General features: G+C 46.9%; 12 protein-coding genes and 2 pseudogenes. 7 read left to right on the forward strand and 7 right to left on the reverse strand.

All coding sequences use genetic code 11. The features are described 5' to 3' along the window. Positions 1-8: 8 nt before the first annotated feature. The 5 genes from aroE to mpl are packed head-to-tail and all read right to left on the reverse strand — an operon-like array spanning position 9 to position 5,935. Positions 9-917, reverse strand: a complete 909-nt coding sequence (gene aroE, locus ICN11_RS01955) for a shikimate dehydrogenase (protein ID WP_216228881.1) — start codon at positions 915-917, stop codon at positions 9-11. Between the two features lie 42 nt (positions 918-959). After that, positions 960-1,820: an energy transducer TonB gene (locus ICN11_RS01960; RefSeq protein ID WP_216228882.1), complete on the reverse strand. Its 861-nt coding sequence runs from the start codon at positions 1,818-1,820 to the stop codon at positions 960-962. Next, on the reverse strand, positions 1,804-3,792 hold the full coding sequence (locus ICN11_RS01965) for a ribonuclease catalytic domain-containing protein (RefSeq protein WP_216228883.1): 1,989 nt from the start codon (positions 3,790-3,792) through the stop codon (positions 1,804-1,806). The genes ICN11_RS01960 and ICN11_RS01965 overlap by 17 nt, the downstream gene beginning before the upstream one ends. Positions 3,793-3,794: 2 nt before the next feature. Continuing rightward, entirely contained in the window at positions 3,795-4,523 is a 729-nt protein-coding gene (gene fabG, locus ICN11_RS01970; protein ID WP_216228931.1) for a 3-oxoacyl-ACP reductase FabG, read from the reverse strand. Positions 4,524-4,528: 5 nt separating this feature from the next. Continuing rightward, positions 4,529-5,935, reverse strand: coding sequence for a UDP-N-acetylmuramate:L-alanyl-gamma-D-glutamyl-meso-diaminopimelate ligase (mpl, locus tag ICN11_RS01975; RefSeq protein WP_216228884.1), 1,407 nt, complete (start codon positions 5,933-5,935; stop codon positions 4,529-4,531). A 26-nt stretch (positions 5,936-5,961) separates the two neighbouring features. Between mpl and ICN11_RS01980 the strand changes: the two genes are divergently transcribed. The 7 genes and pseudogenes from ICN11_RS01980 (at position 5,962) to ICN11_RS02005 (ending at position 11,705) form a co-directional block, all read left to right on the forward strand. Beyond that, entirely contained in the window at positions 5,962-6,489 is a 528-nt protein-coding gene (locus ICN11_RS01980; RefSeq protein ID WP_216228885.1) for a TlpA disulfide reductase family protein, read from the forward strand. 250 nt (positions 6,490-6,739) lie between these two features. After that, positions 6,740-7,189 (forward strand): type II 3-dehydroquinate dehydratase, encoded by a 450-nt coding sequence (gene aroQ / locus ICN11_RS01985; RefSeq protein ID WP_216228886.1) that lies wholly within the window; start codon positions 6,740-6,742, stop codon positions 7,187-7,189. A gap of 36 nt (positions 7,190-7,225) precedes the next feature. Beyond that, positions 7,226-7,690 (forward strand): acetyl-CoA carboxylase biotin carboxyl carrier protein, encoded by a 465-nt coding sequence (gene accB / locus ICN11_RS01990; protein ID WP_216228887.1) that lies wholly within the window; start codon positions 7,226-7,228, stop codon positions 7,688-7,690. A 52-nt stretch (positions 7,691-7,742) separates the two neighbouring features. Continuing rightward, complete coding sequence (gene accC, locus ICN11_RS01995) at positions 7,743-9,113, forward strand: acetyl-CoA carboxylase biotin carboxylase subunit (protein ID WP_015420389.1); 1,371 nt, start codon at positions 7,743-7,745, stop codon at positions 9,111-9,113. Positions 9,114-9,140: 27 nt separating this feature from the next. Next, positions 9,141-10,061, forward strand: a pseudogene (prmA, locus tag ICN11_RS10690) (50S ribosomal protein L11 methyltransferase); the annotation flags it as partial. Between the two features lie 171 nt (positions 10,062-10,232). Beyond that, entirely contained in the window at positions 10,233-10,688 is a 456-nt protein-coding gene (locus ICN11_RS10695; RefSeq protein ID WP_370623585.1) for a DUF3426 domain-containing protein, read from the forward strand. A 57-nt stretch (positions 10,689-10,745) separates the two neighbouring features. Next, positions 10,746-11,705 carry a carbohydrate kinase family protein gene (locus ICN11_RS02005; protein ID WP_216228889.1) on the forward strand — a complete coding sequence of 320 codons (960 nt, stop codon included), beginning with the start codon at positions 10,746-10,748 and terminating at the stop codon, positions 11,703-11,705. An 81-nt stretch (positions 11,706-11,786) separates the two neighbouring features. Here the strand turns inward: ICN11_RS02005 and ICN11_RS02010 are convergent. Beyond that, positions 11,787-12,238 (reverse strand): annotated as a pseudogene (locus ICN11_RS02010) (histone H1-like DNA-binding protein). Between the two features lie 335 nt (positions 12,239-12,573). Then, a complete protein-coding gene (locus tag ICN11_RS02015; RefSeq protein WP_216228890.1) occupies positions 12,574-13,758 on the reverse strand; it encodes a ribonucleotide-diphosphate reductase subunit beta in 1,185 nt (394 codons plus the stop codon). Positions 13,759-13,786 lie beyond the last annotated feature (28 nt).

Consider the following 13,786-nt stretch of genomic DNA (forward strand, 5'->3'; position numbering starts at 1 on the left):
GCTAGAAACTAGGAATGACGAAGTTCTGTTAATACAGCGCGAGGATCGATCGCATTAGCAAGCTCGGCACCACGCCAAATTAAGAAGGCGTCAGCAGCCTGCTCTACCAGCATGCCCAAGCCATCGCTGACGCGAGCACCTCGATTTAATGCTTGCTGCATAAAGGCAGTAACTTTGCCATAGACCATATCGTAGGCGAAAGATTTTGGGATAAAGATATTGCTTGCTGCCGCATCGCCAATCGGTGATACATCGGATAGGCCGGCAGCAGTGGCATTAATAATGAGATCAAAAGGAGATGTAGTCTTACTAGCATCTTCAAGATCACTTAAAGAAACCGCTTGTAGTGCAACACCCAGTGAGCTAGCCAAGCGACCAAACAATTGAACCAATTCATCAGCCTTAGTATTGGATCGATTGGCAATCATTAATTCTTTCGGCGACTGCTCTAGCAATGGGCTCAGCACTCCGCGCGACGCACCACCCGCTCCCAACAATAGAATTCGAGAGCCTTTAATCTGAATACCCTGCGCCAATAGGTCTCTGACTAAACCAGCGCCATCGGTATTGTCACCAAAGATTTTTCCATCTTCAATGCGCAAAGTATTTACAGCACCAGCAAGCTGTGCACGCGGCGTTAATACGTCCGCAAGAGTCTGAGCATCTAACTTAAATGGTACGGTGACATTCATGCCTTTGCCGCCAGCAGCAAAGAAAGATTGCGCAGCAGTTTTAAAATCATCAAGGGCAGGCTGCAAACGACCGTAGTGCATTTTTTGATTTGACTGCTCAGCAAAGCGTTTATGAATAGCAGGTGATTTACTGTGTGAGATCGGATGACCCGCAACCGCATAGACATCCACACCAGGGAATTGGGTGGGGTCGGTATGCAACTCAGTAGAAGTGGCTTGACTCATATTGGGTACAGGATAAGCGAAATTGTGTAACGCATGTCTGAATTAAGGGCGCAAATCTAGGCGATCAGATCCATCTCTTGTGAAATCAAAAGTGGAAACCCAATCCAAGATATCAATCTGATTACGCATTTCTACAGGAAAAACTCCAAAGGGAGCAGAAGCTCGAACAATTGCCAAGGCCTGGCGATCTAACTCAGGATTGCCAGAGCTACGCCCAATACTTAATCCATCTTTACCCTGTGCATTATTCGCAATACGTCCTTGAGCATCAACACTCACCACAATTACCAAACTCCCATACAAGGGACGTCCGTTGGCTCGCGGGAAAAATGCACTCCCATAGGCCTCTATCTTTTGACGCATTGCATCGTAATACTGTGCAAATACAACCGCTTTCGTACTAGCTCCAGTCAAGACTTTACGACGAGGCTCGCGACCATTGGCCTGTAAACGCTTTGCTAACTCGGCCTCTAAGGAGTTCAGTTGCGATGCGGCTTTTTGCTCATCCCCACTTTTACGACCACCTGACATTGCTCGATCTGCTTCGAGCTTTGCCAGCATTTGCTTTTGCTGCTTCTCTAAAACTTCGAGACGGGCATCTGCACCGAGTCTTGCGCGATGGAGTGCGCTAGCATCTTGATTGGAGGTATTGCCGCCTCCATGCAGATCCGCTTGAGCTAATTTATTGGCCTGCTTAGGTGCCACCTGATTACTAGCGTTGACCAAGACAACGCTGAGTGGCGTATTTAAACGGCGATTTTCTATTTCACCAATACCCCAGCGAAATGATAAGAAGATCAAGTGAGCCAGAATAGAGAGGCCCAATGCATAGCCAAATGGGTAGCGGCGCCAACTACCATCTAAGCGCTCTACTAATTGAGCGAGTTTAGGTGGGACTTGCATCACTCTCAGGAACTTCTGGAGTTTCTATATGAAGAACTCGCACTCCTGCAGTCAGTTGCAAAAGATCTACGTCAGCAATACTGACTTCAGCTCGAGTCATACGAGGATGCGTAGCCAACTCTGGGACCGGTAAATGCAATGGAATGGGCTCAACCCGGGACATGCCTTCTTTGAGATGTCTCACAAAGACTTGCTTAGGCACCTCATCCTGAGCAACCCAGCGCAAGCACCAATATTTCTCAAGGCGATCCTGGTATTCACCATAGGCTGAATAGCAAGCTTCGAAGTCAGCAGCGATACCCATCAAAGCAGCATCTCGCGGCGGGAATGGCGCCACCATCTTGGCAGTAATGCCATGCTTGGCTATCGCAATCAACTGCCACTGATTCACCAAGTCTGAATAGCGGCGCAAGGGCGATGTACACCAAGCGTAATACTCCAAGCCTAAGCCTTCATGCGGACCAGGGGTTGTCTGCATACGAGTACGCAAAGGGCCCCAGCCCTTTTGAGTTCGGAACAAACCAGGTATCCCATGATCTGCCAACAAACGTCCTGAAGCACTGTTGCAATAAATCATCCACTCAGCAACGATGGTATCCAGGATTGAACCGCGCTGGCGCGGAGTAATGTCTACCCGCTGTGAACCATCCACTTCTTTGATTTGAAAATGGAAGTCTCTCGCCAAAGCATTGGGATCTAAGACCCCTAGTTGCTCGGCGCGTAATCCATTAGCTACTCGTTGCTCCTGGCGACCTGCATGCAATAACTTTGCCGCACCCCACAAAACGCTGAGCTCCTGACGATACGAATATTCAGCTGATTCATCAGCCAAACTTTCCTCTGTTACCAGATGCTCCAAATTCTCTAAGCGCAGATTTGCTCCCATCGGAACCATCTCAGCGCGCAACTGCAAGGAATCTCTCTCCACCACTCCAGCGGAATCGATATCTACATAAATCGATAAAGCTGGGCGAGCGGCACCCTCATCCAATGAGAACTGCGAAATCACTGTGTCGGGCAACATCGTAATCTTGTCGCCAGGGAAGTACACCGTAGACATCCGCGTACGCGCTACCTTATCTAAAGCATCATCCTTACCAATCACAAAACCAGGCGCTGCAATATGAATACCAATACGATGTCCGCCACCCTCAAGCGAAGTGACCGATAAGGCGTCATCAATTTCAGTAGTACCTGAATCGTCAATCGAGAACGCAGTCACTTCAGCCAGAGGTAATTCTGCAATAGCAGCATCTAATGCGGCTTGATCAACCATCAAACTTCGGTCATGTGCAGCACCCTGAGGAAAATGCGCCTTTAAGAACATGCCCTGGTGATATTGCAAAGGTGAATCAATCGCACCACAGCGGATCATCAATTGGGCAGGCGATTCCCCCGACTCAGTACAAGCAGCAATCAATGCCTTGTAAGCAGAGGTGTTCTTATCCGGAGAAAACAAAAGTTGATTTGCTTGAGACTTGAGCATTTCTGGAAAGACGCCAGCTACAAGCTCTTTTTGCCAAGCGGCTTGCTGCTCCAGCTCTTTTTGCTTACGCTCAAGCGCTGCTAAACCAGCCTGCAATTGCTCCAGCGGCGCCCTTTGAAAACGCCCCCGCCCTTTGCGACGAAAAAATACTGGCGCGCCCTGCAGAGCAATGGCTAATGCAGTCTGCTGTGGAATGCTGGCTTGCGCACCAAAGTATTCTTGAGCAACATCCACCAAACCAAATTCTTCATCTGGTGCACAGTCCCATAAAAATTGCAGATCAATCTCTTTAGATAGAGCACTAGCTTCATCCATTAAAGCTTGTGGCTCTGGCTTTTCAAAACGAAGCCAAACTTCTTTCGCCTTTAACTTAATTTTTTTGCCAGAAAGGCTGGTTGCTTGCCATGACTCAGCATCTCCTGCGCCGGAGGCGGACTGGACTGTGGCGACCTTGATGTCGCCACCCTCTTCATATAAAAGATGCATACTTAGAGTGAGATCCCGCCGCTGGCCTCAAGCGCTATGCCATTGACATAACTAGCTTCATCGCTAGCCAAGAATAAATACACATTTGCCATTTCTTCTGGAGTACCTAAGCGACCAAGCCAGCTGCGCCTTTCAATATCTTTCAGAATGTTTTCTGGCATGGCTTTAACCATCTCAGTAGCAATAAAGCCTGGGCAAACGGCGTTTACCCGAATGCCTTTTGCACCCAATTCTCGCGCCCAGGTTTTAGTGAAACCAATCACACCAAATTTCGTGGCAGAATAATTTGTCTGGCCAAAATTTCCGTAAATTCCAACAACGCTCGAAGCGTTGACAACAGCACCTTTACCGGCCTCTAACATGTGCGGCACTACCAACTGCGTGCAGTTAAAAACACCCTTCAAATTGACATCAATCACTGAATCAAATTGCGCTTCGGTCATTTTGACTAAGCGTGCATCTTGGGTGATGCCAGCATTGTTAATCAAGATATCAATACGCCCGTGACGCTGCATGATTTGATCAACAGCCGCTTCAACGCTCGCACGATCAGTCACATTCATCACATGGGCTTCTGAACCTGGAATAAGATCAACTGCAGACTTAACCGCCTCGGGATTCACATCCGCAATCATGACCTTCGCGCCCTCTTGCGCAAAGCGCTTTGCCGTTGCGAAACCAATCCCCTTTGCGGCTCCAGTAATGATGGCTACTTTATCTTTCAGTCTCATACTCATTACTTTGCTTTCTCTTGTATTGCAGTCAATATTTTTTGATGCACGCCACCAAAACCGCCATTACTCATCACCAAAATGTGATCGCCAGGCTTAGCCTCTTTCGACACCGCATTTACCAGAGCACTTAAATCATCAAACGCTAAGGCACGATCTTTTACTTTGGCATTTAATGGGGCTAAGACCTCATTTAAATCCCAGCCCAAAGAATCTTTACCAGTGCTGGCACCATAAGCAAAAATTTGATCAGCTGCCTCCAAGCTATTTGGTAGTTGTGCTTTCATGACGCCGAGTTTCATCGTATTAGAACGGGGCTCCAAGACTGCCAAAATGCGAGATTGTCCTACACGGCGACGTAAACCATCTACCGTCGTAATAATTGCTGTAGGGTGATGCGCAAAATCATCGTAGACCGTCACCCCATTTGCGACACCAATTGTTTCTAAACGTCGTTTCACATTCTTAAACTCGGCAAGTGCACGCGCTGCATCGGTCGGTGAAATGCCAATGTGATTAGCTGAGGCAATCGCCGCTAATGCATTGAGCTGATTATGACGACCCATGACACCAGAGTCTGGGGCCCAAGCGACTGTTGCAACTTCTTTGCCATCATGCAAAACGATAAAGCCATCCGCCGCTTGAGAAATTAAAGACCAGGCATTATTTTTATCTTGGCCAAACTTTTCAACAGGTGCCCAAGCACCTCGTGCGATGACTCTCTCTAGTGCAGGTTCTTCACCATTCACCACAACGAGACCGTTGCCCGGCACCGTGCGCACCAAATGATGAAACTGTGTTTCGATTGCGGCAAGATCAGCAAAGATATCGGCGTGATCAAACTCGAGATTATTTAACAAAGCAGTACGCGGACGATAGTGAACAAACTTACTGCGTTTATCAAAAAACGCTGTGTCATATTCATCTGCTTCAATCACAAAGTACTTACTCTCGCCTAAGTGAGCGGATACCGTGAAATTCAATGGCACTCCACCAATTAAGTAGCCCGGCTTGTAATCATTAAATTCTAAAATCCAAGCCAGCATTGCAGAGGTGGTTGTTTTACCGTGAGTGCCAGCAACAGCCAAAACATGTCGACTAAACAGAACTTGTTCGCCCAACCACTGTGGTCCAGATGTGTAAGGAAGCCCTTGATTAAGAATGGCCTCCATCAGCGGATTGCCACGAGAAACGACGTTGCCGATGACAAATAAATCCGGCATCGTCTCAAACTGTAATAATTGGTCGGGCGAGAATCCCTCGATGAGCTCAATGCCCTGCGCCTCAAGCTGAGTGCTCATTGGTGGATACACGTTGGCATCACAGCCAGTTACGCGATGTCCGGCCTGCCGAGCGATTGCGGCAATGCCGCCCATGAAAGTACCGCAAATGCCCAAGATATGAATATGCATTGGGGAATTTTAGCTAAGGAGTAGCAATGAATCGAAGACAGTGGATTAGCATCATCGCGATTAGTCTCGCAGCGCTCCTTGCTGGGGTCCTGACTTCGCAATGGATTTACAAAACAGGTCTTGCAAGTGATCCCGCTATCAATGCCTTTTTTGCCAACCCATGGCAAACGCCCGATGGAAAATCAGCTGATACCGAACAATGGCGAGGAAAAGTCCTCGTGGTGAACTTTTGGGCCTCCTGGTGCCCACCTTGCGTCGAAGAAATGCCGACTTTGGACAAATTACAAGCAGAATTTAAGACTCAAAATGTCTTATTTGTCGGCATCGGTATCGATTCCCCCTCTAATATTCGCGAATTCCTAGAAAAAACCCCAGTTTCTTACCCCATCGTGATTGGCGGACTAGAAGGCAGTAATTTATCCAAGCAAATGGGGAATAGCCAGGGAGCCCTTCCCTACACCATCATCATTAATGCTCAAGGTAAGTCCACTAGCAGTATGTTAGGGAAGATAAGCGAAGAAGAGCTCAGAAAAGAGATTAAATCAGCTTTATAAGGATTTTTAAGAACTATTGAATGGCTATCATGTGGTCAAGAATGGGGCATTCTTTACCTGAATTTTGCAATATCTGCTCTTAAAATCATAAAAAATAGCTAATTTATCCCCCATTTTTTGGACTTTCCAGTAGATTCTGGGGGTATACTTTCCCTGTGCTTGGTGAAGAGGATTCTTCATGAAGTAAGCGGTTTTAGAGAAATGCTTTATTAACGTAATTAAACTTAACTTCCTCTAAAAATATCGATTTATGTCGAAAAATACTTCAATTCTCGTTATCCAAGGCCCCAACCTCAATCTGTTGGGCACCCGTGAGCCAGAGGTTTACGGTAAAACTACCCTAGAAGATATTCATACAAAGCTTGGCGCAATTGCCAAGTCGCACTCAGTCGATCTATCTACCTTTCAAAGCAATCATGAAGGCGAGCTGATTGACCGAGTTCAAAAAGCTAAACAAGATGGGGTGGATTTCATCATCATTAATCCAGGCGCCTTTACCCATACTAGCGTTGCCTTACGTGATGCCCTGGCTGGGGTTGCTATCCCATTCACAGAAGTGCACCTATCCAATATTCATCAGCGTGAAGAATTCCGCAAACATTCCTTTCTATCAGATATCGCCACTGGTGTGATCTGCGGACTAGGAGCGATTGGATATGAACTGGCCTTACAAGCAGCAATTGCACGTTTACAAAAATAAAGATTAATTAAGAATTACAAGAGAGGAAGCCTTTCCATGGACTTGAGAAAACTAAAAACCCTAATCGACCTCGTTTCTGAATCAGGAATTTCTGAACTAGAAGTGAATGAAGGTGAAGATCGTGTTCGCATTGTGAATGCCGGATCTCCAGCTCCTGCTGGTCAAGTGGTTTACGCCAATCCAGCACCGGCTCAGGCAATGCAAGCCGCTCCCGCAGCTGCGCCAGCTGTTGCCGCACCAGCCGCCGAAGAAGCGCCTGCTGAAACTGGTTTTGTAGCTCGCTCACCAATGGTGGGAACTTTCTATCGCGCGCCAAATCCAGAGTCTCCAGACTTTGTCAAAGTCGGCGATACGATCAAAGTTGGTCAAACGCTGTGCATTATTGAAGCGATGAAGCTTCTCAATGAGATCGAATCCGAACAAGCTGGTGTCATTAAGCAAATTCTGTGTGAAAACGGTCAAGGTGTTGAATTTGACCAGCCGCTATTCATCATCGCTTAATAGATCTCTCTTAGATCTATTCCAATCCACCGTTACTTAACTCAGAGCCGACATGTTCGATAAGATTCTGATTGCCAATCGCGGAGAAATTGCTCTCCGTATCCAACGCGCATGTCGCGAGTTGGGAATTAAAACTGTAGTGGTCTATTCGACCGCAGACAAAGAAGCTAAATACGTGAAGCTTGCAGACGAAGCCGTCTGCATTGGGCCTGCTCCATCACCACTGAGCTACCTCAATATGCCTGCCATCATTTCAGCAGCAGAAGTGACTGATGCTGAAGCTATCCATCCAGGCTATGGCTTTCTCTCTGAGAATGCCGACTTTGCTGAGCGTGTTGAGAAATCCGGTTTTGCATTCATTGGCCCTACTGCCGCTTCAATTCGCCTGATGGGCGATAAAGTTTCAGCCAAGCGCGCCATGATTAAAGCGGGCGTGCCTTGCGTTCCTGGATCTGAAGGCGCATTGCCTGACAATCCAAAAGAAATTATTACTACGGCAAAAAAGGTGGGCTATCCGGTCATCATCAAAGCTGCCGGTGGTGGTGGCGGTCGCGGTATGCGCGTAGTGCATACCGAAGCCGCCCTTCTGAATGCGGTCAATATGACCAAAGAAGAAGCTGGTCGCGCTTTTGGTAACCCAGAAGTCTATATGGAGAAGTTTCTTGAGAAACCTCGCCACGTAGAGATCCAGATTTTGGCTGACACCCATGGCAATGCCATTTGGCTGGGCGAGCGTGATTGCTCAATGCAACGTCGCCACCAAAAAGTGATTGAAGAAGCTCCAGCACCAGGCATTGATCGTCGTTTGATTGCGAAGATTGGCGAACGCTGTGCAGAAGCCTGTAGAAAAATTGGTTACCGTGGTGCTGGTACTTTCGAATTCTTATACGAAGATGGCGAATTCTTCTTTATTGAGATGAATACCCGCGTTCAAGTAGAGCACCCAGTCACTGAAATGATTACTGGTGTTGATATCGTTCAAGAGCAAATTCGAATTGCTGCAGGCTTAAAACTCAGTTATCGCCAGAAAGACATTGTTTTCCGTGGTCACGCCATTGAATGTCGCCTGAATGCAGAAGATCCGTTTAAGTTCACACCAAGCCCAGGCAAAATTGGCTCGTTCCACATGCCAGGCGGCCCTGGAATTCGTGTCGACTCACATGCCTACAGTGGTTATGTTGTGCCATCCAATTACGATTCGATGATTGGCAAGCTGATTTCTTACGGCAATACTCGCGAACAAGCGATTCGTCGTATGCAAATTGCGCTTTCTGAAATGGTGATTGATGGCATTACAACCAACGTGCCCCTTCATCGTGAGTTGATGCTCGATCCGAACTTCATGGAAGGCGGAACCAGTATTCACTACTTAGAGCATCGCCTCGAAGAGCAAGCCGCCAGTCGTGGCAACCCGAAGTCTTAAGTCAATTGATGCCCATTTGGAGTAAGCATGTCCTATCGTGAACTCGTTTTCACGGTACCAGCAGAAATTGCCGAGCCTTTAGGTGACGCATTGCTGGAAGTGGGCGCACTCTCCGTCACTGTTGAAGATGATGCTGCTGGTGGTTACGATGAAAACCCGCTTTATGGCGAGCCAGGACTCTCACCTGAAGTTCAAGCGTGGGATCGTTCTTCAGTAACTGCGCTCTTTAATCCAGAGATTGATGAGTCGGATGCGGTGAACTTCATCTCCGAGCTCCTCGCATCCCTCAAAGAGGCGGGGTTCAATCTTCAAACTCCGCAAGAAAAGATTGTTGAGGAACAAGACTGGGTTCGCCTAACGCAAAGTCAATTCGCCCCAATTCAAATTGGTGAGCGTATTTGGGTAGTGCCCTCTTGGCATGAAGCGCCTACCGACCCGAATGCTATTTGCCTAGCAGTCGACCCAGGTCTCGCATTTGGTACCGGCAGTCACCCTACTACGCACCTTTGCCTACTTTGGCTTGAACAAAATACACAGCTTGCGAATCAAAGTTTGCTCGATTACGGTTGTGGATCCGGAATTCTGGCTATTGCCGCTGCGAAACTGGGATGCAAACCAGTTGTAGGTACCGATATCGATCCACAAGCCATGGTTGCAGCTCGCAGCAATGCAGAAATCAACAATACGACCATTCGCTTTGTTCTGCCAAATGAAAATGCGCCAGAACTTGCTGCAGAAACCAAATACGACATCGTGATGGCTAATATTTTAGCCAATCCACTACAAGTTTTAGCGCCTGCCTTGGTAAACAAGATGCGTCCAGGGGGAAAAATTGTTCTCTCAGGTGTTCTTGCTCGCCAAGCAGAGGAAGTTATCGCAACTTATAGCCAGTGGTTAACTCTTTCCGTTTGGAAAGAAAGTGAAGGCTGGGTCTGCTTGCATGGCACGCTACCTGCGCAAGGTGAGAAATCGAGCGCTAACGTCAAAACCACAGACACTTCGGTGCCGGCTCAAAAAAAAAGCCCTAAATTAATCCTTCTTGGTCTTTTTTTCCTCTTGCTCATTATTTTTGGCGAGCATCTTTCTAGAAATTCTTTACTGCCAACACTAGCAACGCGCGTGGATGGCAGCTCTTCTGCGATTGCAACAAGTAGTTTTTCTCTTTTACAGAAGTTAGATGAGCAATTGTGTCGTGCACTAGGGTGCGTAAATCGTTCTGTAAGCGATTTTGCAGCTTGGAAAATAATATCGGTCACCCTTTCACCTGAAAACGCGCGAGAGGGCCTTAAAAACGCTTTAAATCAATCAGTGTTGCAAGTTGAAATACAAAATCGTCTTGCAATACCCGTTTTATTTCCAAATTTAGAAATTTCTCTCACTGATGCAGAAGAATCGGAGATTAAAACGATTCAATTTTCTCCACAAGAATGGTTGCCAACTGCTTGGCAAGAGTCGCATCCGGATTTTTTGCGTCATGGCGCTCCCTCCGGTGAAATCTTTGCGTCCACGTTACCGATTTCCCTCCCGCAAAATGCTGCTGGCTATCGTGTCAGAATTTTTTACCCTGAAAAATAGACTGCAAACTCTAATTCACACCTATTCCAATTGATTTTTATTAGAAAGTAATTATTTATGGCCAGCTTGATCTGCGGTTCCATCGCTTACGACACCATCATGAACTTTGAAGGCAAATTTGCCGATCAAATCCTGCCAGAGCAGATTCATATCCTCAACGTCGCTTTCCTCGTCCCTACAATGCGCCGTGAATTCGGTGGCTGTGCAGGCAATATTGCTTACAACCTAAGCCTTCTTGGTGGCGACCCCATCATCATGGCAACGGTAGGCGGTGATGCAGCGCCATATCTTGATCGCCTCAAACAACTCAAGATTGATGCAACGCACATCCGTGAAATTGAACAAGCATTCACTGCGCAGGCAATGATCACTACCGATCAAGCCAATAATCAAATTACCGCGTTTCATCCTGGCGCAATGGGTGAATCCCACCTAAACCAAGTTTCTACCGTGGTTGCCGAGCGTAGCAAGAATGCCAAGGGCGCAGCCAAGTTTGGCATCGTTGCTCCAGATGGTCGCCAAGGAATGTGGGAGCACTGTCACCAACTGGCTGAAGCAGGCATTCCATTTGTATTTGATCCAGGCCAGGGTTTGCCCATGTTCAATGGTCCAGAACTGCTAGAACTCGTAGATATTGCAAGCTACCTTGCCGTGAATGACTACGAAGGCGAAATGCTTTCCCAAAGAACAGGGCTGAGCTTGGCAAAAGTAGCCGAAAGAGTGAAAGCACTGATTGTTACCAAGGGTGCTGAAGGCGCGGATATTTACTTTGATGGCAAATGCATCGCAATTCCGCCGGTGCCAGCAGCAAAAGTGATTGATCCGACTGGTTGTGGCGATGCATTCCGGGGTGGACTGCTATTTGGATTGGAAAATGGCATGGACTGGGAAACCACTGGCCGACTTGCCAGCCTAATGGGTTCAATCAAAATTGCCCACCAGGGACCACAGAATCACCAAATGAGCAAAGATGAAATCGCCGCTCAATTCAAATCCGCGTTTGGATTTGCACTCTAAGCCCAATAATTCCTGGGATTAGCAATAAAAAAGGGATCTCGTGAGAGATCCCTTTGAACTTCACACGTCTACAAGCAAAGCTTATGGGCGTGTGCCAGTTGGGAAGGGCCAAGCAGCAGCAGGATTCAACGTTGTTGAAGCGGCAGCTTTTTTAGCCACGGGCTTTTTTACAGCTTTGCCCGCTTTCTTCGCAGCAGGCTTACTTACTTTTTTTTTGCTACTTTACGAGCTACTTTTTTAGCAGCAGGCTTCTTAGCAACAGCTTTTTTAGCTACTTTCTTAGCAGCAGGCTTCTTAGCAACAGCTTTTTTAGCTACTTTCTTAGCAGCAGGCTTCTTAGCAGCTACTTTGCGAGCAACTTTCTTAGCAGCAGGCTTCTTCTTAGCTACTTTTTTAGCAGCAGGCTTCTTAGCAGCTACTTTCTTAGCAGCAGGCTTCTTCTTAGCTACTTTTTTAGCAGCAGGCTTCTTTGCAGCTACTTTTTTCTTTGCAGCTGGTTTCTTTGCAGCAACTTTTTTCTTGGCGATTGCCATAGTAATGCTCCTTCACGTGAGGATTAATACAAACTACCGATTAAGAAGACCCGACCTATTCATTTCCGCCTGGTTTTGCAACCGCTTGGAGCCGACGAGCGAGCCATTCATCGGCGCGCGGCTTGATACTAAGTGCTGCACGCTAATGAATCCTGGAAAAAAAGCCGTGGCCCCAAAGGACAACGGCTTCTTAAATTTGCTGGAAAAAATAGAGAGAATAGCCCAGACACCCTTGGACAAGGGTTTTCGGATTTGAGTCTGGTTTTGCTGACTTTTAAAACTATCCAACCGTCTAATCTCCTATTTAGCCGGCTATGCGCTTTTTAATTAACTACTTATTCCCAACTTAGCGCACCGCCAGTTTGATACTCAATAACGCGTGTCTCAAAAAAGTTTCTCTCTTTTTTCAGATCAATCATTTCTGACATCCATGGGAATGGATTCTCTTCATTTGGGAACATTGCGTCAAGTCCTATTTGCAAACATCTGCGATTACAGATGTATCTTAGGTACCCTTTGAACATCGGCGCGTTCAATCCGAGTACTCCACGAGGCATCGTATCCTCTGCATAACGGTACTCTAATTCAACTGCTTTTTCGAAGATAGATTTGATCTCGTCTTTGAACGCAGAAGTCCATAACTGCGGGTTCTCCAGCTTGATTTGATTAATTAAATCAATACCAAAATTGCAGTGCATAGACTCGTCGCGAAGGATGTATTGATACTGCTCAGCAGCACCCGTCATTTTGTTTTGACGACCCATTGCAAGTATTTGCGTAAAACCAACATAAAAGAACAAACCTTCCATCACGCAAGCAAAAACGATGAGTGATCGCAGTAATGTTTGGTCAGCTTCCAATGTCCCAGTTTTGAAATTTGGGTTGGTCAACACATCAATATAAGGAATTAAGAACTGATCTTTGGCGCGAATAGACTCAATTTCGTTGTACGCATTAAAGATTTCGCTCTGATCCAAACCCAAAGATTCCACAATATATTGGTATGCATGAGTATGAATCGCCTCTTCAAACGCCTGGCGCAATAGATATTGACGGCATTCTGGGGCGGTAATGTGGCGATAAGTACCCAAAACAATGTTGTTAGCCGCCAAAGAATCCGCTGTAGTGAAGAAACCAAGATTGCGCTTAATGATGCGGCGCTCATCTTCAGTTAAGCCATTCGGATCTTTCCAAAGCGCGATATCGCGATTCATATTGATCTCTTGTGGCATCCAATGGTTTGCACAACCAGCCAGATACTTCTCCCAGGCCCACTTATATTTAAATGGAACCAACTGATTTACGTCAGTCTTGGCATTAATCACACGCTTATCAGCAGCGTTGACGCGCAACGCTGCGCCACCAGATAAAGCTGCACTCGCAGCTGCTGCAGGTGCAGCAACTTGAGGGGCAATTGCAACCTCATCTGCTTGTGGGCGCTGTAGCTCTGCCACAACTGGTTGCTGCGCGAGACCTGCTTTCGCTAGTGCCGGTGCAACTTCTTCTTCCCAATTCAACATAACTCTCTCCTAATTCTTATTTTTCTAA

It is taken from the genome of Polynucleobacter sp. 78F-HAINBA, from assembly GCF_018882325.1.
Classification (GTDB): domain Bacteria; phylum Pseudomonadota; class Gammaproteobacteria; order Burkholderiales; family Burkholderiaceae; genus Polynucleobacter.

Excerpts from the sequence above, each read along its gene's own strand:
- aroE (WP_216228881.1), bottom strand. The coding sequence starts at position 917 with ATGAGTCAAGCCACTTCTACTGAGTTGCATACCGACCCCACCCAATTC.
- ICN11_RS01960 (WP_216228882.1), bottom strand. The coding sequence starts at position 1,820 with ATGCAAGTCCCACCTAAACTCGCTCAATTAGTAGAGCGCTTAGATGGT.
- ICN11_RS01965 (WP_216228883.1), bottom strand. The coding sequence starts at position 3,792 with ATGCATCTTTTATATGAAGAGGGTGGCGACATCAAGGTCGCCACAGTC.
- fabG (WP_216228931.1), bottom strand. The coding sequence starts at position 4,523 with ATGAGACTGAAAGATAAAGTAGCCATCATTACTGGAGCCGCAAAGGGG.
- mpl (WP_216228884.1), bottom strand. The coding sequence starts at position 5,935 with ATGCATATTCATATCTTGGGCATTTGCGGTACTTTCATGGGCGGCATT.
- ICN11_RS01980 (WP_216228885.1), top strand. The coding sequence starts at position 5,962 with ATGAATCGAAGACAGTGGATTAGCATCATCGCGATTAGTCTCGCAGCG.
- aroQ (WP_216228886.1), top strand. The coding sequence starts at position 6,740 with ATGTCGAAAAATACTTCAATTCTCGTTATCCAAGGCCCCAACCTCAAT.
- accB (WP_216228887.1), top strand. The coding sequence starts at position 7,226 with ATGGACTTGAGAAAACTAAAAACCCTAATCGACCTCGTTTCTGAATCA.
- accC (WP_015420389.1), top strand. The coding sequence starts at position 7,743 with ATGTTCGATAAGATTCTGATTGCCAATCGCGGAGAAATTGCTCTCCGT.
- ICN11_RS02005 (WP_216228889.1), top strand. The coding sequence starts at position 10,746 with ATGGCCAGCTTGATCTGCGGTTCCATCGCTTACGACACCATCATGAAC.
- ICN11_RS02015 (WP_216228890.1), bottom strand. The coding sequence starts at position 13,758 with ATGTTGAATTGGGAAGAAGAAGTTGCACCGGCACTAGCGAAAGCAGGT.